Below are 18748 nucleotides of genomic sequence, written 5' to 3' on the forward strand. Positions count from 1 at the left end.
ACCTCCACGCCACTGGCGGGCGCGGGCCGGGGTTGGGCTGCGGGGCGGTCTTGCGGCTCTGGCGGGTCATGGCGGGGCTCCTTGAGGGCTTCGGGTGGCTCAGAGGCGAAAGCCTCGCCCCCGGATGACACCAACCTCAGCCACGGACGTTTCCGTCTGACCTCGCCCGATGTTTCAATTGTTCCTGTCACCGGATGGCGGCCGCGCCCGTCGCGCCCGCCTTAACGCAGGTCAACGCGCGAATGCCGCCGCCGCCGCATCATGCCCGGATCCACCTTCACCGGAGGCATTCCCATGACCGAACCCGACACCAAGACCGGCAAGGCCGATACCGAGGCGGAAGAGGCCGCGTCCGAGAAGAAGCGCAGCTGGACCGAGGAGATCGAGGTCGCGGGCACCGAACTCGTCGACCGCGTCAAGAAGCTCGCAGCCGAAGGTCAGGTCCGCCGCATCCGCATCACCGAGCCGGACGGCGACCTCGTGCTCGAGATCCCGCTGACCATCGGCGCGGTCGCCGGCGGGGCGCTCGTGCTGGCCGCGCCGCTGCTGGCGGCGATCGGAGCGCTCGCGGCCTTCGTCACCAAGGTCAAGATCGAGGTCATCCGCGAGGAAGAGAAGCCGAAGGACTGACCGTCGGGGCCGAAGCGCCCGCGAACCGCTTGCTCTGAGAAAGACGAAGGCCGCCCCCGCGGGCGGCCTCCGCCGTTCGGCTCTCCTCAGGCCGAGGCGACGACCTCGCCCTTCATCTCGCCGGTCATCGTCGTGTCGAGGTCAGACGCCGCCCGCCCCCGCAGGCCCGCGATCTTTTCGGCCGCCTTGTCGCGCGTCGCCTCGTCGGGATAGACGGCGATGACCGCCATGGTGTCCGGGCCGGTCTGCACGGACATCGCCTGCGTCGCGCCGAAGGTCCTGACCGTCGGCATGAATTTCTCCCGCAGGGCCGTGATCGCTGCGTCCACGCCCTTGCCGCCATTCATCTTCCACGTGGAAATCGTCACGTAAGACATAATACCCCCCTTTTTCAGAAATGCGCGGCACCCACCGGCCCGCCGCGGCATGATAGCACAGATCGCCCCGTTCCCTCAGCGCGCCGCTTCCGGCGGCTTGTATGGAGCCGTCCGGAGCCCCATTGTCGAGGGAACCGAACGGAGGATCACATGAGCTACACCATCGACCGCACCATCACCGGCGCTTCCTTCGAAGAGGTGGATGCCCGCACCCGCGCCGCGCTCCAGTCGAAGGGTTTTGGCGTCCTCACCGAGATCGACGTGAAGGCGACGATGAAGAAGAAGATCGACAAGGACATGCCCGGCTACCGCATCCTCGGCGCCTGCAACCCGAACATGGCCTGGCAGGCGATCGGGATGGAGCCGAAGGTGGGCGCGATGCTTCCCTGCAACGTCATCCTGCGCGAGACGGACGAGGGCGTCGAAGTCTCCGCCATCGACCCCGTCGCCTCCATGGCCGCGATCGAAAACGAGGAACTCGGCTCCGTCGCCGGCCAGGTCCGCGACATGCTGAAGGCGGTCGTCGAAGCGATCTGACGCGGGGCCACACGGCCTCCGGCGCACGTCCAGGAAACCGCGCAAGCCGCGCCGGTAGCCTTTCTCGGGGCTACCGGGTCTTGCGAGACTGGTGATCCGCGCTCACATCACCGCGCCGACCTGCCACGGCACGAACTCGTTGTCGCCCAGGCCCAAGGCTTCCGACTTCGACCTCTCCCCCGAGGCGACCCTCAGGATCGCTTGCAGAATCTCCCGCCCCTTGGCCTCGACGCTGACGCCGCCAGACAGGATATCGCCGGCGTTGATGTCCATGTCGTCCGGCATCGACCGGAACAGCGGGTCGTTCGTCGCCACCTTGATCGTCGGCGCCGGCTTCGAGCCGAAGGCCGAGCCTCGGCCGGTCGTGAAGACCACGATCTGCGCGCCTCCCGCGATCTGGCCCGTGGCCGCGACCGGATCGTAACCGGGCGTGTCCATGAAGACGAAGCCCGGCTCCGTCACCTTCTCGGCGTAGTCGTAGTAGGCCGTGAGCGGGGTCGAGCCGCCCTTGGCGGCAGCACCCAACGATTTCTCCAGGATGGTCGTCAGCCCTCCCAGCTTGTTGCCGGGTGAGGGGTTGTTGTCCATGCTTCCGCCATTGATGGCCGTGTAGTTTTCCCACCAGCGGATGCACTCGATCAGCTGTTCCGCGACCTCGGGCGAGGCCGCACGACGAAGAAGCAGTTGCTCCGCCCCGTAGATCTCCGGCGTCTCCGACAGGATCGCCGTGCCGCCGAGGCCGACCAGCAGATCCGATGCCGCGCCCAGCGCGGGGTTGGCCGTGATCCCTGAATACCCATCCGAACCGCCGCATTGCAGCGCGACCTTCAGTTCCGAGGCAGGAACCGTTTCGCGGTGGACGCGATTCACCTCCGGCAGAAGCTCGGCGACCTGCTTCTTGATCGCCTCGATGGTCGCGCGCGTCCCGCCTGTCTCCTGGATGGTCAGGCCGTGGAACCGCGTCGGTGCCTCTGCACCGTAGACGGATTTCATCCGCGCGACCTGCATGACCTCGCAGCCGAGCCCGACGAAGACAGCGGCCCCCACGTTCGGATGTGTCGCATGACCCCAGAGCACGCGCTGAAGGATGTCGAACCCCCGGCCCTCCGACGCCATGCCGCAGCCGGTGCCGTGCGCGAAGGCCACCACCCCGTCAACGTTCGGGTATGCATCCAGCATTCCCGAGGTCTCGATCTCGAAGGCGGCGCGGCGGATCACGGTGGCCGAACAGTTCACGGTGGCGCAAAGGGCGACGTAGTTGCGGGTGCCGACGCTCCCATCCGGGCGCCGGTAGCCCTGGAAGGTCATCGGCTCGACCTTCGGGATCGCCGCGCGGGCCGCTTCGAGGTCGGCCCCCACCTTGTAGTCCTGGTCGTGCTCGCCGAAGGCGCAGTTGTGGACGTGGACGTGATCGCCGGGTTGGATGTCGACCGTGGCCTGACCGATGATCTGGCCGAATTTCACGACGGAGGCGCCTTTCGCAATCGCGGCCCGCGCGATCTTGTGGCCGCCTGCCACCGGCTTTTCCAGCGGCGTCCCGGTGCCGAGCGGCTGCGAGCCTGCCGCCGCGCGCTCGGTCAGGATCGCCACGTTGTCTGAAGGATTGAGGACAATGAGTTCCGCCATAGCACACCCCCTCTGCGCCGCGCGATGCGGCTCCGCCCGCTACGGGCCCGACCGGATGGCGGGCCTTCCGGATGCCTAGCGCGCGGCGGGGGGCGAGGCAACTCCCGCATGGCTCTCCGGATAACGGCGAGTTTCGGCGGAAACCTTGACGAAGCGCCCCGATGCGTGTGGAGAGTGCTGTTGAACAGGCCCGTCCCTGCGGGTCGCCAAGATCGGAGAATAGCCCATGCAGCGCCGGTTCGTCTCTGTTGGGGAATGCATGGTCGAGATGGCCCCGACCGGAACGGCGGGCACATTCGCGATGGGCTTCGCCGGCGATACGTTCAACACCGCCTGGTATGCGCGCCGCGCGTTGCCCGACGATTGGCGGGTGGACTATGTCTCCTGCGTCGGAACGGACCCGGTTTCGGACCGCATGCTGGCCTTCATGGAACACGGGGGGGTCGGCACGACCCACGTGGCGCGCATTCCCGATCGCACGGTCGGCCTTTACCTCATCGAACTCTCGGACGGCGAACGGAGCTTCGTCTACTGGCGCGGGCAAAGCGCCGCGCGGCTTCTGGCGCGGGATCCGGCACGGCTCGACGCGGCGCTCGATGGCGCGGGGCTCGTCTATTTCTCCGGCATCACCCTCGCGATCCTCGACGCGAGGGACCGCGCGGTGCTGCTCGAAGCCTTGGACCGTGGCCGGGCGGCAGGAGCGCAAGTCGCCTTCGACCCGAACCTCCGGCCGCGGCTCTGGCCGGACCTCGACGCGATGCGGGCGGCCGTGACGAAAGCCGCGGCGCATGCCGATATCGTTCTGCCCTCTTTCGATGACGAGGCCGCGGTTTTCGGAGACGCCTCTCCCGAAGCGACGGCACGGCGCTACGCCGCCGGAGGGGCGAAACTCGTGGTGGTCAAGAACGGACCGGGGGAAATGCTGACGCTCGATGCGGGTACGGTCGCGGTTCATGCACCCGAACGCGTGGCCCGGGTCGAGGACACGACAGCGGCAGGGGACAGTTTCAACGCGGGCTTCCTGGCTGCTCGTCTGGGCGGGGCGAGCCTCGCCAACACGGTCCGGGAAGGGGCGCGGACCGCCGCGCGCGTGATCGGGGCGCGGGGCGCGCTCGTAGGATGAAGCGAAAAGGACAGGCGGATCTTCATGCAAGAAGATCCGCCCAAGCACCTGATTGCAGTAATCTTCCCCCGGCGACCCGCCTCCCTCGCGGGTGCCGCGTCACAAGAGCCCGCGATCGGCGAGGTTGCGCATCAGCGCGGCGGTGCCGAAGGTCCATTCCGGGCACTCTGTCGAAAGTGCCACTTCGTTCCTCAGCTCACCCAGATCCCTGGCCGAAATCGTGACGACATCCCCGATGTGGTGGGTGAATCCCTGCCCTTTCCCGTCACGGTCCTGAACCGGGGCGAACATCGTGCCGAGGTAAAGCATCGCGCCGTCGGGATACTGATGGTGCCTGCCCAACATCTGCTTCACGAGGTCGGCGGGGTCGCGGCTGATCTCGCTCATTGAACTCCTGCCATCCAGGACGAAGCCGTCTTTCCCCTCGACGCGCAGCTCGACTTCGGCGCGGCGAACGTCGTCAAGCGTGAAGCTATCGTCGAACAGTCGGATGAAGGGGCCGACCGAGGCCGAGGCGTTGTTGTCCTTCGCCTTGCCGAGAAGAAGCGCGGAGCGGCCTTCCACGTCCCGAAGGTTCACGTCGTTGCCGAGCGTGGCGCCGAGGATGCGGCCCGCCGAGGAGACGGCGAGAACGACTTCGGGCTCGGGATTGTTCCAACGGCTCACCGGGTGCAGGCCCACTTTCGCGCCATGCCCCACGGCCGCCATCGGCAGGCACTTGGTGAAAACCTCTGCATCCGGGCCGATACCGACTTCGAGGTATTGCGACCATAGCCCTTCGGAGATCAGCGCGGCCTTCGCGCGCTGCGCAGCCTCCGATCCGGGGACGAGACCGGAAAGGGATGCCCCGATAGCCGCGCCGATCCGCTCCCGGATCGCCTCGGCCTTGGCCGCGTCGCCCGCAGCGCGCTCTTCAATCACGCGTTCGACCATCGAGCGGGCGAAGGTGACACCGCAGGCCTTCACGGCCTGCAGGTCGCAGGGCGCAAGAAGACGCGCGCCCTTCCCGGCGAGAATGTCGTCGAGGCGACCGACGGTGTTTCCCTCGGCCGCCAGGACATGCCCGGCGGGATCGGCAAGTTCCAGGACGTCACGCACGGTCGGCGCGGTGCGGGAGGTGATGTCCATCACGTCACCGTTCCGCAGCGTGATGACCGAGGGACCGACCCCCGGCACTTCCGCACGACCGAGCCAAAGGCCTTTCTCATAGCGTTGTGGCATGGTTCCCTCCCAACTTCTCTTTCACTTTTCGAACATTCTTTCCGCGGTTACGTCGCCCGATCCGCTGGTTGCCTCACAAATCGAACATTCCGCGAAGCTGCAGGCAGGTGACAGGCCGTGGAGCGACGGGCGGTCATTCCCCATCGGCCAGCAGCGCTTCGATCTCCGCAAGCGAGGGCATCGACGGGGCGGTACCGGGGCGCGTGACGGAAATGCCGGCAGTGGCGCAGCCGAACCTCACGGCGTCGATGGGATCGGCACCGCGCGCAAGCGCCGCCGCGAAGCCGCCATTGAATGCGTCACCCGCACCTGTCGTCTCCACTACCTTCCCGGCGGTAATCGCGGGCACATGCACGGTCTGATGCGCGTCGCGGTAAAAAGCGCCCTTTTCCCCAAGCGTGATGATCGCGGCGCCGACGCCCTGCGCGAGAAGCGCGTCAGCGGCGCGGGCGGCATCCTCGACGGTCTTGACCTCGATCCCGGTGATGCCCTCCGCCTCGGATTCGTTCGGTGTGATGAAATCGCAGAGCGCGAGCATCTCGGGCGGGATCTCGGCCGCCGGAGCCGGGTTCAGGATTGTCCGGGCGCCACCGGCACGCGCGATTTCCAGCGCCCTGTGTGCCGCCGGCATCGGTTGTTCCAGCTGCGTGATGAAGACCCCCGCCCCGCCGATGAGCCCCGCGCGCTCCTCGACATCCGAAACGGAAATGCGGCCCGCAGCACCGGGCGAGATGATGATCGCGTTGTTGCCGGTCGCATCCTCGATGAAGATGTAGGCGGCACCAGTGTAGCTGTCCGGGTCTTCGGTGACCTCCGGATTGACACCGGCCCTGGCCCAGGTCGCTCGCGCCATGTCGGCGAAGGGATCGCGGCCGAGGCGGGTGATGAAATGCACCCTTCCACCCGCCATCGCGGCAGCGACGGACTGGTTCGAACCCTTGCCGCCCGGGCCAAGCACGAAGGAGTTCCCGAGGATCGTCTCTCCCATCCTCGGCTGACGCTCGGCACGGTAGGCGGTGTCGGCGACGAAGACGCCGAGGATCACGATGGTGTCGCGCATATCCACTCCTTACGCGTCGGGCGGGATCACGCCCTTGCGGAACATGAAGCAGCCGTAGAAGCGGCGCTCGCCAGTCTGGATGACGGCATAGGCCTCGCGGGCGAAGTCGTAGAAGGCGAAACGCTCGATCGAGATCATCGGGCGTGGCTCGCCCTCGGCCTTGTCGATCACGGCCTGAACCTCGGCCTGGACGGGCGGAACCTCGTCCGGCTTGTCCACGACCTCCATCCGGCCCGCGAAATCCTCGACGAAAGTGTCGAGGGGAAGGACCGAAAGAATCGCCTCGGCCGCCTCGGCGGAGGTGAGGTTGTCCATCCTCAGCAGATCGCCGTAGACGGTCTGTCGCGCGATGGAATCGGCGGGGAAGTTCGTGTCGGCGACGATCACCACATCGCCGTGGCCCATCGCGCGGAGCGCATAAAGCACCTCGGCGTTGAGGCGCGGGTCGATCCCTTTCAGCATCTCTTCCTCCTTCAGAGCTTCATGTCGAAGACGGCGCGCGCCATCGCCTCGCCCAGCGCGACGTGGGACGCGGCATCGTAGTGAATTCCGTCGAGCGGACCTGCGGCGATGATCTGCCCAGCGTCGAGGAACGCGACGCCCGCGTGGCGCGCGGCGGCGGCATATTCGGCGCCGAAGGCGAGCGACTTTTCGGCAGCGCCGGCGAACATCCCGGCCAGCGCGCCGGCCTCCTTCGCCGGCGGCGGCGCCACCATCAATACGGCCGGCGGACGGCCCTCCGGCCCGGCGTCCGAGGCGCGAATGAAGGCGGCGAGTTTCTCGGCCGAGCGGGCGATGTCGTTCGCGGTGACCGAGAAGCGCGCCTTCAGATCGTTGGTGCCGAGTTTCAGGATCACCAGGTCGATCGGCGCGTGGCTTTCGAGGATGGCGGGAAGGACGGCGAGCCCGTTCTTGTGCGACCCTTCCAGCGGATCGTTGTGAACCGTGGTCCGGCCGGGATGGCCTTCCTCGATCACCTGCCAGTCGGGACCGAGCTCGGAAGCCATGACACGGGGCCAGCGTTCCTTCGGACCGAAGCGGAGCTTCTGGTCGAGGTCAGGCATGGGGACCGTCCCGTAGGTGTTCGAGTCGCCGTAGCAGAGGATCGTCTTCATTCGTGTCTCCTATGAGATCCGCGCCCGGCTCTGCCGATCGAAAAGATGCACATGTTCCGGCGCGGATGCGAGCCGGACCTCCTGCCCCGGCGAAAGACGCTGCCGTTCCCGAAGAAGCGTCACGACTTCCCGCCCGTCCGCGCGGACGACGAGATGGGTCTCGGATCCGGTAGGCTCGACGACGGCGATCGTTCCCGGAAGCCCGTCACCCGAGATCTGGAGGTGTTCGGGCCGGATGCCCGCAACGACCTCGCGCCCCTCCTCAAGCCCTTCGCGGTCGGTCACGGGCAGGCGAGCGCCGGGAACCTCGACGACGACGGCGCCGTCCCCGCGCCGGACTACGCCGTCGAGCATGTTCATCGACGGGCTGCCGATGAAACCCGCGACGAAAGTGTTCGCCGGTGCATCGTAGACATCGAGAGGCGTGCCCACCTGCTCGATATTGCCTCCCTGCATGACGACGATCCTGTCGGCCATCGTCATCGCCTCGATCTGGTCATGGGTGACGTAGATCGTGGTGGTCTTGAGCCTCTGGTGCAGTTCGCGGATCTCGGTGCGCATCTGGACGCGCAGCTTGGCGTCGAGGTTCGACAGGGGTTCGTCGAACAGGAACACCTGCGGATCGCGCACGATGGCGCGGCCCATCGCGACGCGCTGGCGCTGGCCACCCGAGAGGGCGCGCGGGTAACGGTCGAGATAGGGCGTCAGACCCAGTATCTCGGCCGCGCGTTCGACCCGGCCTGCGATCTCGGCCTTGTCCATGCCGCGCATGCGCAGCGAGAAGCCCATGTTCTTGGCGACCGTCTTGTGTGGGTAGAGCGCGTAGTTCTGGAAGACCATCGCGATGTCGCGGTCGGCCGGCGGCAGGTTGTTCACGATCCGATCACCGATGCGGATCGTGCCGCCGGTCACGCCTTCGAGCCCAGCGACCATCCTCAGGAGTGTGGACTTGCCGCAGCCGGAGGGGCCGACAAGCACCACGAATTCGCCGTCGTTGATATCCACGTCTATCCCGTGGAGCACCTCCAGCGCGCCGTAGGACTTGCGCAATCCGCTAATCCTGACCTCTGCCATCCCGTCCCCGCCGAAATCGCCCCCTTGAAAAAGAGGTAGCCGAGCCCGCGCGGCCTGTCCACGGCCTGACCATACTAACATGTTAGAATCTTGACTCGTGGGCACTTCGAGAGGATCGTGGACGGATTGAAGGGATGACGCCGGGGCATAGAGGCGAACACCCGACCCCGGTCTGCGCGAACTCGAAGCGACAGGGAGGATTTTACGTGAAGACTGAACTTTATGAATATGCCGTTCGCCAGAAACTGACGCGCCGCCGGCTGCTTCAGGGCGCCGCGAGCCTCGGCGCTGTTTCGGCATTCGGCGGCGTCGCCACCGGGGTTTCCGTCCGTCCGGCCTGGGCACAGGACAACCTGAGGGCCGAGATCCTGAAGATCCCCGGCGTTGGCATGGGATCGCCCACCGACGCCGACTGGCAGAAGGTCGGCGAACTGTGCCTCGGGCCAACGAAGGAGGTCGTCGCCGAGGGCGAATTCGCGGGCGTGGAACTCACCTTCATGGGGCTCAACAACCAGAACCTGCACAACTTCCTGTTCCGCGGGTTCCTGAAGCCCTGGGAAGCCTACACCGGCGCCAAGATCAACTGGATCGACCTCGCCCAGGCCGACTACAACCCGCGACTCCAGCAGTCGATCGCCACGGGCACCGTCGATTTCGACATCATCGAGATGGGTGCTCCCTTCGAGGGTGACACTGCCGGCAAGGGCCTACTGGACGAGATGCCGGACTGGGTGAAGCAGGTCATCGACATGGATGACTACGTGAACTACCTCAAGGCGCCGGTCGGGACTTGGGATGGCAAGACCTACCGCATCACCATCGACGGCGACTGCCACACCTTCGCCTACCGGAAAGACTATTTCGGCGAGGGATCGATCTCGGGCATGGCTGAGGCGCCGACCACCTGGCAGCAGGTGCAGGAGGCCACGCGCGCCGTCGCCGGCCAGAAGGACCCGCTGACCGGCCTCGACGCCTACGGCTACCTCGACCCGCTTAAGGGCTGGGGCGGCTTCGGCTTCTACTTCCTCGAGGATCGCGCTTCGGCCTATGCCAAGCACCCGGACGATCCCGCCTGGCTCTTCGATCCCGACACGATGAAGCCCAGGGTCAACAATCCCGCCTGGGTTCAGGCGATCCAGGACGTCATGGACACGATGTCGCTCCTGCCGCCCGACCAGATCAACGCCGACCCCGGCACGACCGCGTTCCAGCAGTTCCTGGCCGGGACGGGTTCGATGATCTGCTGGTGGGGGGACGTGGGATCGAACGCTCGGACCTCGGACACTTCGGTGGTGGGCGATGTCGTGGGCTTCTCGATCAACCCCGGTTCCGACCGCGTCTACAACTCCAGGACAGGCGAGTGGGAGACGCCCGACAGCCCGAACTTCGCGCCGAACATGGCCTACCTGGGCTGGGGCATCTACGTCACCAACCGCGTTTCGGGTGACGAGAAGAAGCGCAAGGCGGCGTGGTCTGCGGCGGCGCATCTGGGTGGCAAGGACATCTCGCTCTGGATGTCGGCCTACCCGTCGGGGTTCCAGCCCTACCGCAACTCCCACTTCAACTTCGACGAATGGGAAGCGGCGGGCTACGACCGCGCCTTCATCGAGGACTACCTCGGGTCGAACGCGGACAGCTACAACCACCCCAACGCCGCGATCGAGCCGAGGATCCCTGGCATCTTCCAGTACTACTCGGTGGCCGAGGACGAACTCGCCAAGGGCTTCGCCGGACAGTACGGATCGGCCCAGGAAACCGCGGACGCCATCGCCGCAGCCTGGGAGAAGATCACCGACCAGATCGGCCGGGACAGCCAGATCGCGCTCTACAAGGCGTCACTGGGCATGTGACGCGATGACATCGTCCGGGGCGCCACAATGCGCCCCGGACCCGCGAGGCAGGGAGTATCCGATGACGGCGGCGCAATCGGTGGCAATCTGAATGTCAGGCGAAGGTGATCACCTTCACATCGTCGCCGCCGACGACATCTCGGCTGCGCGCCGCAATTTCGGGCGCGCGCTCGTGTGGGGATCCGCAGGGCTCCTTCTTCTTGTCGCCGCGTTGCAGACGCTTGATTCCGCGGGGCAGATCGACCTTGGCTTCACGACCTGGCGACCCACGCTCTATGCCTACGTTCTCTGGGCCGTATGTCTTTGCGCGGGGCAGGTGATCGCGCGGGGCGAACACGGCAAACGGTCACTCTTCGTCTTGCCCGCCGCGCTGTTCGTCGTCTCGATGGTGGTGTTCCCGCTCATCTTCGGCGTCGCCATCGCGTTCTCGGACTGGAACCTGGCCTCGCCCGACGGCCGGAAATTCAACGGACTGGCGAATGTCCGGCAGATGTGGTCGGACCCGTTCTACTGGAACGCGCTGACGAATATGGTCTGGTACACGCTCGCGATCGCGGTGGAATACGCCATCGCCTTCGGGCTCGCGCTTCTTCTGAACGCCCAGATCCGGGCGAGGAAGTTCTTCCGCGTGGCGTTCCTCTTGCCGCTCATGCTGTCGCCGGTCGCCGTGTCCTGGATGATCGGCAAGTCGATGCTGGAGATCCGCTTCGGCCCTATAGCCCGTTTCGCGCGCTGGATCGGTTGGGAGAGCCCGTCGTTCTTCGGCTCGCCCGAAGTCGCTCGTGCGATGATCATGATGATGGATGCATGGACCTTCATACCCTTCATGATGATCATGATCCTCGCGGGCCTTCAGGCGATCCCAAGGGAGCTGCAGGAGGCCGCGAGGGTTGATGGAGCTTCGGCATGGAAGTCTTTCTGGGAACTTACTTTTCCGCTGATGCTGCCGGTTTCGATCACCGCGATCCTGATCCGGATCATCTTCAAGCTGAAGCTTGCGGACATCATCATCAACATCACCTCCGGCGGCCCCGGCGGTGCGACGGATTCCGTCACGAGCTTCATCTTCCGCGAATACCGCGACCGGTCGAACGTGGGTTACGGCACGCTTCTGGCGATGGTCTACCTCGTCCTGATCGTCATCGCGATGACGGTTCTGATGAAGCTCGCGGACCGGTGGATGCGGCCGAGGTATTGAGATGAGCGCGAGTTCCGGTTCAGGGCAGATCTTCCGCGACGGTGAGGTCGACCTCGCCTACCGGGCGAAATGGTGGACGAGCCGGATCGCGATCTACGCCATACTGCTTTTCTGGACGGTGATCTGCCTGTTCCCGATCTACTGGACGGCCACGACGAGCTTCAAGATGGCCCCCGACGTGATGCAGGGAAACATGGTGCCCTGGGTGGATTACCAGCCGAAGTGGCTCGGATGGAGGTCGCTCGGGCTGTCTCCCGACACGATCGGAGTGGAATCGACGGTCCGGGACGAATTCCTGAAGCGTTTCGCCAATTCCGCGATCACGGCGCTGGCCTCCTCGGCGCTTGCGGTCGCGCTGGGAAGCTGCGCGGCTTACGGGCTGTCGCGCTTCGACTACAAGTTCGGATTCATGCGGAACCCGGACATCTCCTTCTTCTTCCTGTCGCAGCTGATCCTGCCGCCGGTCGTGCTCGCCCTGCCCTTCCTCGTCCTCTACAAGTCGCTGGGGCTTCTGGACACGCGGATCGGGCTCATACTTCTCTACACGCTCACGGTGCTGCCCATCGTCATCTGGATCATGCGCGACCAGTTCGGGTCGATCCCGACGGAACTGGAGGAGGCCGCGCTGGTCGATGGCCTTTCGATCTGGGGCGCGTTCCTGACGATCATCCTGCCGATCGCCCTGCCGGGGATGGTCGCGGCCTTCATCCTGTCGCTTGTCCTGACGTGGAACGAGTATTTCTTCGCCGCACTGCTGACATCGACGAACGCGACGACGCTTCCCGTGATGGTCGCCTCGCAGACCGGCAGTCAGGGGATCAGCTGGTGGTCGATGGCGGCCCTTTCCTTCGCCGCGATCCTTCCGCTGATTGTCGTGGGCGTGCTCCTGGAGCGTTACATCATCAAGGGGATGGCCGCCGGTGCGGTGAAGTAGCGCGGCGGGCCCGGCCGGGGCCGATGGCTCACTCCAGGTTCGTGTGGCGCGCACGCATATCCTCGGGCGAGACGCCGAGCCTGCCGCGGAGATCTAGCACCATGATCTCGAAGAGAAGGAACATCGCGCCTTCGAAAAGCGACCCCATGGGCAGGATCGACGTTGCCGCCTCGCCCCGGTCGCTGGCCATTGTCTGGGCCGGGATCGTGAGAACCCGGGTGGCGAAGACGGCCGACGGCGTCCTGGGCTGGGCGGTCACGAACAGGACTTCGGCTCCTGCATCGCGGGCGATCCGCATGAGAGCGGTGACTGTCGGAAGCTCGCCTGGCCCGGCCGAGACGAGGAGGAGATCCCCCTTCCCCACCGGCGGCGCGGCCATGTCGCCCTGCATGGCGGCCCGCAGCCCGAGGTGATGGAGCCGCATGACAAGCCCGCGAAGCTGGAGCCCCTCGCGCCCGCACCCGTAGGCGACGATACGGCCGGCCGTGGCGATCATCTCGCATGCGGCGGCAATCTCATCGGGGTCGATGGCGTCGAGGACGATGCCGAGTTCGGAGAGTGCCAGGCCGAAGCGGGAAGTCATTCTCCCCCGTCCAGTTCTGCGGCGATGTCCTTCGTCTGCTCATAGAGCTTCCGGAACAGCGCATAGTGGCGAGCGTGGACCGGCGCGGGATCGGCGCTGACAGTGCGGAGCGCGGGGTTCCACGCACCGATGTCATCTGGCTTCGCTCGCCCGACGGCCACGGCCGCGAGGAAGGCATCGCCGTAGGAAGCCCCCAGCGTCTTTTCGCAGACGATCTGCGGAAGGCCCGTGAAATCCGAGGTCGCCTGAAGCCAGATCGGGTTCTTCGTCCCGCCACCCACCGCGAGGATTCGGGAAGGCGCGGCCCCTGCCTCCGCATAGGTTTCGGTCACATGGGCCGTGCCCATCGCGATTCCCTCGATCAGCGCGCGGTACATGTCGCCCCGATCATGTGTCAGGTTCAGGCCGAAGAAGGCACCCTTGGCCCGCGGGTCGTGGATCGGCGTCCGCTCCCCCGAGAAATACGGGAGAAGCAGGAGACCATTCGCCCCCGGCGGAGAGGCCGCGGCCTCCCTCGCGAGCGTGACGAAAGCCTCGCCGCGCGGCAGGTCGCGCGCGAAGGTGTCGCGGAACCAGTGCGTCAGCGTTCCGGACGTCGCCAGCCCCGCCATCGAGGCGTGCTGGCCGGGGAACAGCCAAGGCGCGTACCACAGGCGCGGATCGCGGACGCGGCTTTCCGTCAGCTGGATGATGAAGATGGTCGAGCCGTACATCAGCATCATGTCGCCCGCGCCCCGAACCCCCACGCTGACAGCCTCGGCCGCAGCGTCGATCGTGCCGCAGGTGACGGGCGTGCCCTCGGCGAGGCCGGTTTCCCTCGCGGCCCTGGCGGTGACGCGGCCCGCGATCTCGGTCGACCAGAGAAGGCGCGGAAGCTTCCCGAGATCGACAATGCCGGGCGCGAGATCCCGGGTCCAGTCGAGCGTTCCGACATCGTAGAGCGGCGAGAAGTTCGCCGCCGTGTAATGGTCGATGACGTATTCACCCGTTAGGCGCCAGGTCAGGTAGGAGGTGGAGGTGAGGATCTTCGCGGTCTCGGCGAAGACCTCGGGGTGGTTCCGCTTGAGCCAGAGGATCTTCGGGCCGACCGACTGCGAGGTGAGAGCGTTGCCGCAGCGGTCGAGGATCGTGTCCGCGCCGATCTGTGCGGTCAGGTCCTCGATCTCCCGCGTGGCGCGGGTATCGACTCCGTAGAGGACGCCGTTCATCAGGGGCCGCCCGCTCGCGTCCACGGGCAGCATGCAGGGACCGATCGCGGAAGCGGCGACGGCGGCTATGTCGTTCGGGTCGATGCCCGACCGGTCGAGGAGCGACTGGGTGATATGCACGAAATCGTGCCACCAGTCCTCGTCCGCGCGGTGTTCGGCCCAGCCGGGGCGCGGCACGATCATCTCGTGCGGGTGGCGCGCCTCGGCGATCACGCGGCCCTTGGCGTCCACCAGGACGCCCTTTGACTCGAAGGTGCCGATGTCGATGCCGAGGGTGCAGGTCATGTCGTTCGCGCAAGTGAGAAAGCGGGGGTGATGCGGGCGAGGGCCGCGTCGAGAAGTGTCGTCAGACTTTCAAGGTCGGCCGGGTCCACGACTTCGAGCGCCGAGTGCGAGTAGCGCATGGGGAAGCCCACATCGAGGCAGGCCACGCCCTCCGTCCCCTCGAACTGGATGTAGGAGGCGTCCGTCAGGACGCCCGTGTTGGCGCTGCGTTGGAGCGGCAACTTGGCAGCCTCTGCGGTCTCCTCGAAAAGCCGGACAAGCGCCGGGTGCGGGATCACGCCGTTGAGCGTGCCCCTTCCGTGGAAGGAGTAGAGCGAGATGCCCGCGCCGCCGCCCACACGCACGTCGCCCCGATGGGTCATGTCCGGCGTGTCGGTCGCCAGAAGCAGATCGATCTGGAGAGCGATATCAGGGTTCGCGGCACGCGCCGCCGGGAGGACGCCGCGAAGGTTGAACTCCTCCTGCACCGACCAGACAAGGTGGACGGTAGGACCAGCGGAGCGGCGCGCCAGCCGCTCGGCCAGCGCGAGGAGGACGGCGCAGCCTGCGCGGTCGTCGACCGAGGTGCCGGCGACGCGGCCCCCGGCCAGGTCGAGGACGCGCGGGAGGTAGGTCACCGGCGATCCGATCCTGACGCCCGCCGCCTCCGCCTCTGCGCGGGAGGAGAAACCCGCGTCGACGTAAAGATCGGCGTAGGGCACGACCCGGTATTTCTCTTCCGGCGTGGTCGCGTGGTGGCTCTTGTTCGCGATCACGCCGGGCAGGTCGCCACGGCCGGTGCAGATGAGAACCGCCTGCGCGGGCAGCGCGCGTTCCGGAACGCCGCCGAGACGCTCAAGACGGAGAAGGCCCGAGTCCTCGATCTTCCGCACGATAAAACCGAGCTGGTCCATATGGGTGAAGACCATGACCGTGGGCGCGCCCGCATCACCATCGATCGTTGCGTTGACATTGCCCAGACGGTCCGTGCGGTGCGCAAGCCCGAAACGGTCGAGATGCGCACGGATCGCCTCGGCCACGCGCTCCTCATGGCCGGCGAGGCCGGGGATCAGCATGAGTTCCCTGAGAACGTCGCGGATCATCGCCCCCTCGCCTTGCGCACTCGGTCCATGAAATCCTTCGCGCGGTCGGGATCGACCGGGTTCCACGTGTCGCCATCCACCTTCAGCGCCGACCCGACGATGCAACCGTCGGCAACCTTCAGGACGTCGGCGACGGTGACGTGCTTGACGCCGGTATTGGCCAGAACCGGCGTCGTCGGAAGGACCTTCTTCACCGCCTCGAGATCCGAAAGCGCCGCCGCCTCGCCGGTGATCTGGCCAGACACCAGAACCGCGTCCGGGATCGAGGAGAAGACCGCGGAGCGCGCCCTGTCGGGCAAGGGCCTCCGGTCGAGGCTGTCGGCGAATTCGGCCGAGACGTTGTAGAGCATGGCCACGTCCTTCGCGCCCAGCCGGTCGCGGTAGCGCATCGCGGCTCCGGCGTCGGGCGTCCATGGACCCATGTCGGAGGCATAGGTTCCCGTGAAGATCTCGCGCACGAAGGATGCGCCCGTCGCCGCGGCAAGCGCGACTGTCGACATCGGGTCCCACAGGACGTTGACGCCGAAGGGAACCGTGATCTCTGGCCGCAAACGGCCGATCACATAGGCCATCGTGGCGGTCGAGGCGGTGTCGACGCGGAATTCGTAGGGGCGGTCGTTCTCGTTTCCGAACATCACCGCATCGAAGCCGGCCGCCTGAAGCGCGCGAAGGTCGGCGCGGGCGCCCTCTACCAGCCCCTCGATCCCCCTCCCCGCGTCATGCAGCGGCGCCCCGGGAAGGGCGCCCAGATGGACCATCGCGATCACCGGCTTGCCGTCGCCGAAGACTTTCCCGAACCGCGTCACGCCCGCCTCCCTTACGCCGCCCGCGCGCCAACGAGCGTAGCGCGGAAAGGTTTGGTGCCCAAGGCAAAACATACTAGCATGTCAGTGGACCGGAGGGGGAACATGGTGATCGCGACGCGGCACTGGGACAGGCTGGGCAATGGCGGGCTGACTTTCACCGAACTCGGGCTCGGGACGGCGCCCCTGGCCAACCTATACCGTGCGATCGGCGATGCCGAAGCGGAGGCGGTCATGGACCTCGCCTGGGAGGGAGGCGTGCGCTACTTCGACACCGCGCCGCTCTACGGGCTGGGGCTGGCCGAGACGCGTCTCAACCGGTTTCTCAGGGGGAAGCCCCGGGACGAGTTCGTGCTGTCCACCAAGATCGGACGGATCCTGAAGGCGACGACGCCCGAGAAGCGCGACGGGTTCGGAAAGTGGTTCGACGTGCCGGCGCGGAAAGAGGTCTACGACTATTCCCACGACGCGGTGATGCGTTCGCTTGAATTCTCCCTCGAGCGGCTCGGGGTCGACCGGGTGGACATCCTTTATGCCCATGACCTCGACATCTTCAATCACGGCACGCAGGAGGCGCTGGACGCGCGGCTCAAGGAGTTCATGGAGGGCGGCTACCTGGCGCTCGAGAAGCTGCGCGACCAGGGCGTGATCCGCGCTTTCGGCGGCGGTATCAATGAATGGCAGCCCTGCCAGTGGCTCGCCGAACGGGGGGATTTCGACCTTTTCCTGCTCGCGGGCCGCTACACGCTTCTGGAGCAGGTGGCGCTGGAAACCTTCCTGCCACTCTGCGAGGCGAAGGGCATCGGGATCGTGATCGGCGGCCCTTACAACTCGGGGATCCTCGCAACCGGCGCGCGACCGGGCGCAATGTTTAACTACGACACCGCGCCAGCGGACGTCATGGCGCGGGTGGCGCGGATCGAGGCGGTCTGCGAACGACACGGCGTGCGGATGGTCGACGCGGCGTTCCGGTTTCCGCTGGGACACAAGGCCGTGGTGTCGGTGATCCCCGGCGGACAGGGCGTGGCGGAGATGCAATCGAATTTCGCGGCCGCGCGGGCAAAGATCCCGGCGGCGCTCTGGGAAGATCTGAGGGCGGAAGGGCTGCTGCGCACGGACGCGCCGGTGCCCTAGGGAGGCGACATGGAACAGATCGATGCGCATCAGCATTACTGGAACCCCGCTCGAGGGGACTACGACTGGATGCCGAAGGACGATCCGATTCTGGCGCGCCCCTATGGACCCGCCGACCTCGCCCCGCAGATAGCCGCCCACGGGGTCACGAAGACCGTTCTGGTGCAGGCCGCCGCGACGGTAAACGAGACGGAATACCTTCTCGGCATCGCGGACGCGACCGACCACGTGGCGGGTGTCGTCGGCTGGGTGGACTTCGAAAAGCCCAGCGATATCGAGCACCTGAAGCGGCTGGCGGAACACCCCAAGTTCAAGGGTGTCCGGCCGATGATCCAGGACATCCCCGATGACGACTGGATGCTGCGCGAGGACGTCCAGTGGGGGTTCAAGGCCGTCGCGGATCTCGGGCTCACCTTCGACGCGCTCGGCTTCCCGCGGCACCTGTTCAACTTCCTCGAGATCCTGAAGCGTTACCCGGAAATGCGGGTCGTCGTGGATCACTGCATGAAACCGCAGATCCGCGATCACTCGGACACGAATTTCACCTTCTGGGCCGAGGGCATGTCGCGCATCGCAGAGGAGACGCGGGCCTACTGCAAGTTCTCCGCACTGGTGACGGAGGCGCGCCCCGGCTGGACGGTCGAAGACCTTCGACCCTATGTCGAGCACGTCTTCCGCATCTTCGGGCCCGAGCGGATCATGTGGGGCTCCGACTGGCCGGTCTGCCGGTTGCGCTGCGAGTATTCGGACTGGCGCGCGGCGGCGGAGGAGCTTTGCTCTGGGCTCGCATCCGGGGACCGGGGGCGGGTCTTTGGCGGCACGGCGGCGGAGTTCTATTCGCTCTGAGATTCAATCCACGGGCGACCTGGCGGATCCTCCGGCGGGGACTCATTTGCCCGAAGAAGAGC

At 66.3% G+C, this 18748-nt stretch carries 19 protein-coding genes; 8 read left to right on the top strand and 11 right to left on the bottom strand.

The annotated features are described in order from the left end of the window. The first annotated feature begins 294 nt into the window (after positions 1-294). The gene (locus tag ABCN56_RS18385; RefSeq protein WP_343082290.1) at positions 295-630 is read left to right on the top strand and encodes a DUF4342 domain-containing protein; all 336 of its coding nucleotides are present in this window, start codon (positions 295-297) and stop codon (positions 628-630) included. An 86-nt stretch (positions 631-716) separates the two neighbouring features. Here the strand turns inward: ABCN56_RS18385 and ABCN56_RS18390 are convergent, their stop codons facing one another. Beyond that, positions 717-1007, bottom strand: coding sequence for a hypothetical protein (locus tag ABCN56_RS18390; protein ID WP_343082291.1), 291 nt, complete (start codon positions 1005-1007; stop codon positions 717-719). A gap of 150 nt (positions 1008-1157) precedes the next feature. Between ABCN56_RS18390 and ABCN56_RS18395 the strand changes: the two genes are divergently transcribed. Further along, positions 1158-1544: a DUF302 domain-containing protein gene (locus ABCN56_RS18395; protein ID WP_343082292.1), complete on the top strand. Its 387-nt coding sequence runs from the start codon at positions 1158-1160 to the stop codon at positions 1542-1544. 102 nt (positions 1545-1646) lie between these two features. Here ABCN56_RS18395 and ABCN56_RS18400 read toward each other — a convergent pair whose 3' ends face one another. Beyond that, positions 1647-3170: a UxaA family hydrolase gene (locus tag ABCN56_RS18400; protein WP_343082293.1), complete on the bottom strand. Its 1524-nt coding sequence runs from the start codon at positions 3168-3170 to the stop codon at positions 1647-1649. A gap of 226 nt (positions 3171-3396) precedes the next feature. Here ABCN56_RS18400 and ABCN56_RS18405 point away from each other — a divergent pair, with 226 nt between their 5' ends. After that, entirely contained in the window at positions 3397-4293 is an 897-nt protein-coding gene (locus ABCN56_RS18405; protein ID WP_343082294.1) for a sugar kinase, read from the top strand. 99 nt (positions 4294-4392) lie between these two features. Here ABCN56_RS18405 and ABCN56_RS18410 read toward each other — a convergent pair whose 3' ends face one another. From ABCN56_RS18410 to ABCN56_RS18430, 5 genes are all read right to left on the bottom strand, one after another. After that, positions 4393-5514: a fumarylacetoacetate hydrolase family protein gene (locus tag ABCN56_RS18410; RefSeq protein ID WP_343082295.1), complete on the bottom strand. Its 1122-nt coding sequence runs from the start codon at positions 5512-5514 to the stop codon at positions 4393-4395. 133 nt (positions 5515-5647) lie between these two features. Next, positions 5648-6574, bottom strand: a complete 927-nt coding sequence (locus ABCN56_RS18415; RefSeq protein ID WP_343082296.1) for a ribokinase — start codon at positions 6572-6574, stop codon at positions 5648-5650. Positions 6575-6583: 9 nt separating this feature from the next. Next, complete coding sequence (locus tag ABCN56_RS18420) at positions 6584-7036, bottom strand: RbsD/FucU family protein (RefSeq protein ID WP_343082297.1); 453 nt, start codon at positions 7034-7036, stop codon at positions 6584-6586. Between the two features lie 11 nt (positions 7037-7047). Beyond that, the gene (locus tag ABCN56_RS18425) at positions 7048-7689 is read right to left on the bottom strand and encodes an SGNH/GDSL hydrolase family protein (protein ID WP_343082298.1); all 642 of its coding nucleotides are present in this window, start codon (positions 7687-7689) and stop codon (positions 7048-7050) included. Between the two features lie 9 nt (positions 7690-7698). Continuing rightward, positions 7699-8763: an ABC transporter ATP-binding protein gene (locus ABCN56_RS18430; protein WP_343082299.1), complete on the bottom strand. Its 1065-nt coding sequence runs from the start codon at positions 8761-8763 to the stop codon at positions 7699-7701. Between the two features lie 206 nt (positions 8764-8969). Between ABCN56_RS18430 and ABCN56_RS18435 the strand changes: the two genes are divergently transcribed. The 3 genes from ABCN56_RS18435 to ABCN56_RS18445 all read left to right on the top strand — a co-directional run bounded on the left by ABCN56_RS18435 (position 8970) and on the right by ABCN56_RS18445 (position 12745). Beyond that, positions 8970-10613 (top strand): extracellular solute-binding protein, encoded by a 1644-nt coding sequence (locus ABCN56_RS18435; RefSeq protein WP_343082300.1) that lies wholly within the window; start codon positions 8970-8972, stop codon positions 10611-10613. Positions 10614-10704: 91 nt separating this feature from the next. Continuing rightward, the gene (locus ABCN56_RS18440; protein WP_343082301.1) at positions 10705-11811 is read left to right on the top strand and encodes a carbohydrate ABC transporter permease; all 1107 of its coding nucleotides are present in this window, start codon (positions 10705-10707) and stop codon (positions 11809-11811) included. Between the two features lies 1 nt (position 11812). Beyond that, positions 11813-12745 carry a carbohydrate ABC transporter permease gene (locus ABCN56_RS18445; protein WP_343082302.1) on the top strand — a complete coding sequence of 311 codons (933 nt, stop codon included), beginning with the start codon at positions 11813-11815 and terminating at the stop codon, positions 12743-12745. Positions 12746-12773: 28 nt separating this feature from the next. Here ABCN56_RS18445 and ABCN56_RS18450 read toward each other — a convergent pair whose 3' ends face one another. Genes ABCN56_RS18450 through ABCN56_RS18465 form a run of 4 tightly spaced genes read right to left on the bottom strand, consistent with a single transcriptional unit; the run spans position 12774 to position 16709 of the window. Beyond that, positions 12774-13328 carry a phosphoheptose isomerase family protein gene (locus ABCN56_RS18450; protein WP_343082303.1) on the bottom strand — a complete coding sequence of 185 codons (555 nt, stop codon included), beginning with the start codon at positions 13326-13328 and terminating at the stop codon, positions 12774-12776. Continuing rightward, positions 13325-14821, bottom strand: coding sequence for an FGGY-family carbohydrate kinase (locus ABCN56_RS18455; RefSeq protein ID WP_343082304.1), 1497 nt, complete (start codon positions 14819-14821; stop codon positions 13325-13327). The genes ABCN56_RS18450 and ABCN56_RS18455 overlap by 4 nt, the downstream gene beginning before the upstream one ends. Continuing rightward, positions 14818-15903 (bottom strand): M42 family metallopeptidase, encoded by a 1086-nt coding sequence (locus tag ABCN56_RS18460; RefSeq protein ID WP_343082305.1) that lies wholly within the window; start codon positions 15901-15903, stop codon positions 14818-14820. The genes ABCN56_RS18455 and ABCN56_RS18460 overlap by 4 nt, the downstream gene beginning before the upstream one ends. Beyond that, entirely contained in the window at positions 15900-16709 is an 810-nt protein-coding gene (locus ABCN56_RS18465; protein ID WP_343082306.1) for a BtpA/SgcQ family protein, read from the bottom strand. The genes ABCN56_RS18460 and ABCN56_RS18465 overlap by 4 nt, the downstream gene beginning before the upstream one ends. Positions 16710-16811: 102 nt before the next feature. On the opposite strand from ABCN56_RS18465, the gene ABCN56_RS18470 reads away from it, so the two are divergent. Together ABCN56_RS18470 and ABCN56_RS18475 are read left to right on the top strand one after the other, a co-directional pair. Further along, positions 16812-17840: an aldo/keto reductase gene (locus ABCN56_RS18470; RefSeq protein ID WP_343082307.1), complete on the top strand. Its 1029-nt coding sequence runs from the start codon at positions 16812-16814 to the stop codon at positions 17838-17840. 9 nt (positions 17841-17849) lie between these two features. Further along, complete coding sequence (locus ABCN56_RS18475) at positions 17850-18686, top strand: amidohydrolase family protein (RefSeq protein WP_343082308.1); 837 nt, start codon at positions 17850-17852, stop codon at positions 18684-18686. Positions 18687-18748 lie beyond the last annotated feature (62 nt).

The organism is Ostreiculturibacter nitratireducens, from assembly GCF_032670585.1.
Lineage (GTDB): Bacteria > Pseudomonadota > Alphaproteobacteria > Rhodobacterales > Rhodobacteraceae > Ostreiculturibacter > Ostreiculturibacter nitratireducens.

Excerpts from the sequence above, each read along its gene's own strand:
- ABCN56_RS18385 (WP_343082290.1), top strand. The coding sequence starts at position 295 with ATGACCGAACCCGACACCAAGACCGGCAAGGCCGATACCGAGGCGGAA.
- ABCN56_RS18390 (WP_343082291.1), bottom strand. The coding sequence starts at position 1,007 with ATGTCTTACGTGACGATTTCCACGTGGAAGATGAATGGCGGCAAGGGC.
- ABCN56_RS18395 (WP_343082292.1), top strand. The coding sequence starts at position 1,158 with ATGAGCTACACCATCGACCGCACCATCACCGGCGCTTCCTTCGAAGAG.
- ABCN56_RS18400 (WP_343082293.1), bottom strand. The coding sequence starts at position 3,170 with ATGGCGGAACTCATTGTCCTCAATCCTTCAGACAACGTGGCGATCCTG.
- ABCN56_RS18405 (WP_343082294.1), top strand. The coding sequence starts at position 3,397 with ATGCAGCGCCGGTTCGTCTCTGTTGGGGAATGCATGGTCGAGATGGCC.
- ABCN56_RS18410 (WP_343082295.1), bottom strand. The coding sequence starts at position 5,514 with ATGCCACAACGCTATGAGAAAGGCCTTTGGCTCGGTCGTGCGGAAGTG.
- ABCN56_RS18415 (WP_343082296.1), bottom strand. The coding sequence starts at position 6,574 with ATGCGCGACACCATCGTGATCCTCGGCGTCTTCGTCGCCGACACCGCC.
- ABCN56_RS18420 (WP_343082297.1), bottom strand. The coding sequence starts at position 7,036 with ATGCTGAAAGGGATCGACCCGCGCCTCAACGCCGAGGTGCTTTATGCG.
- ABCN56_RS18425 (WP_343082298.1), bottom strand. The coding sequence starts at position 7,689 with ATGAAGACGATCCTCTGCTACGGCGACTCGAACACCTACGGGACGGTC.
- ABCN56_RS18430 (WP_343082299.1), bottom strand. The coding sequence starts at position 8,763 with ATGGCAGAGGTCAGGATTAGCGGATTGCGCAAGTCCTACGGCGCGCTG.
- ABCN56_RS18440 (WP_343082301.1), top strand. The coding sequence starts at position 10,705 with ATGTCAGGCGAAGGTGATCACCTTCACATCGTCGCCGCCGACGACATC.
- ABCN56_RS18445 (WP_343082302.1), top strand. The coding sequence starts at position 11,813 with ATGAGCGCGAGTTCCGGTTCAGGGCAGATCTTCCGCGACGGTGAGGTC.
- ABCN56_RS18450 (WP_343082303.1), bottom strand. The coding sequence starts at position 13,328 with ATGACTTCCCGCTTCGGCCTGGCACTCTCCGAACTCGGCATCGTCCTC.
- ABCN56_RS18455 (WP_343082304.1), bottom strand. The coding sequence starts at position 14,821 with ATGACCTGCACCCTCGGCATCGACATCGGCACCTTCGAGTCAAAGGGC.
- ABCN56_RS18460 (WP_343082305.1), bottom strand. The coding sequence starts at position 15,903 with ATGATCCGCGACGTTCTCAGGGAACTCATGCTGATCCCCGGCCTCGCC.
- ABCN56_RS18470 (WP_343082307.1), top strand. The coding sequence starts at position 16,812 with ATGGTGATCGCGACGCGGCACTGGGACAGGCTGGGCAATGGCGGGCTG.
- ABCN56_RS18475 (WP_343082308.1), top strand. The coding sequence starts at position 17,850 with ATGGAACAGATCGATGCGCATCAGCATTACTGGAACCCCGCTCGAGGG.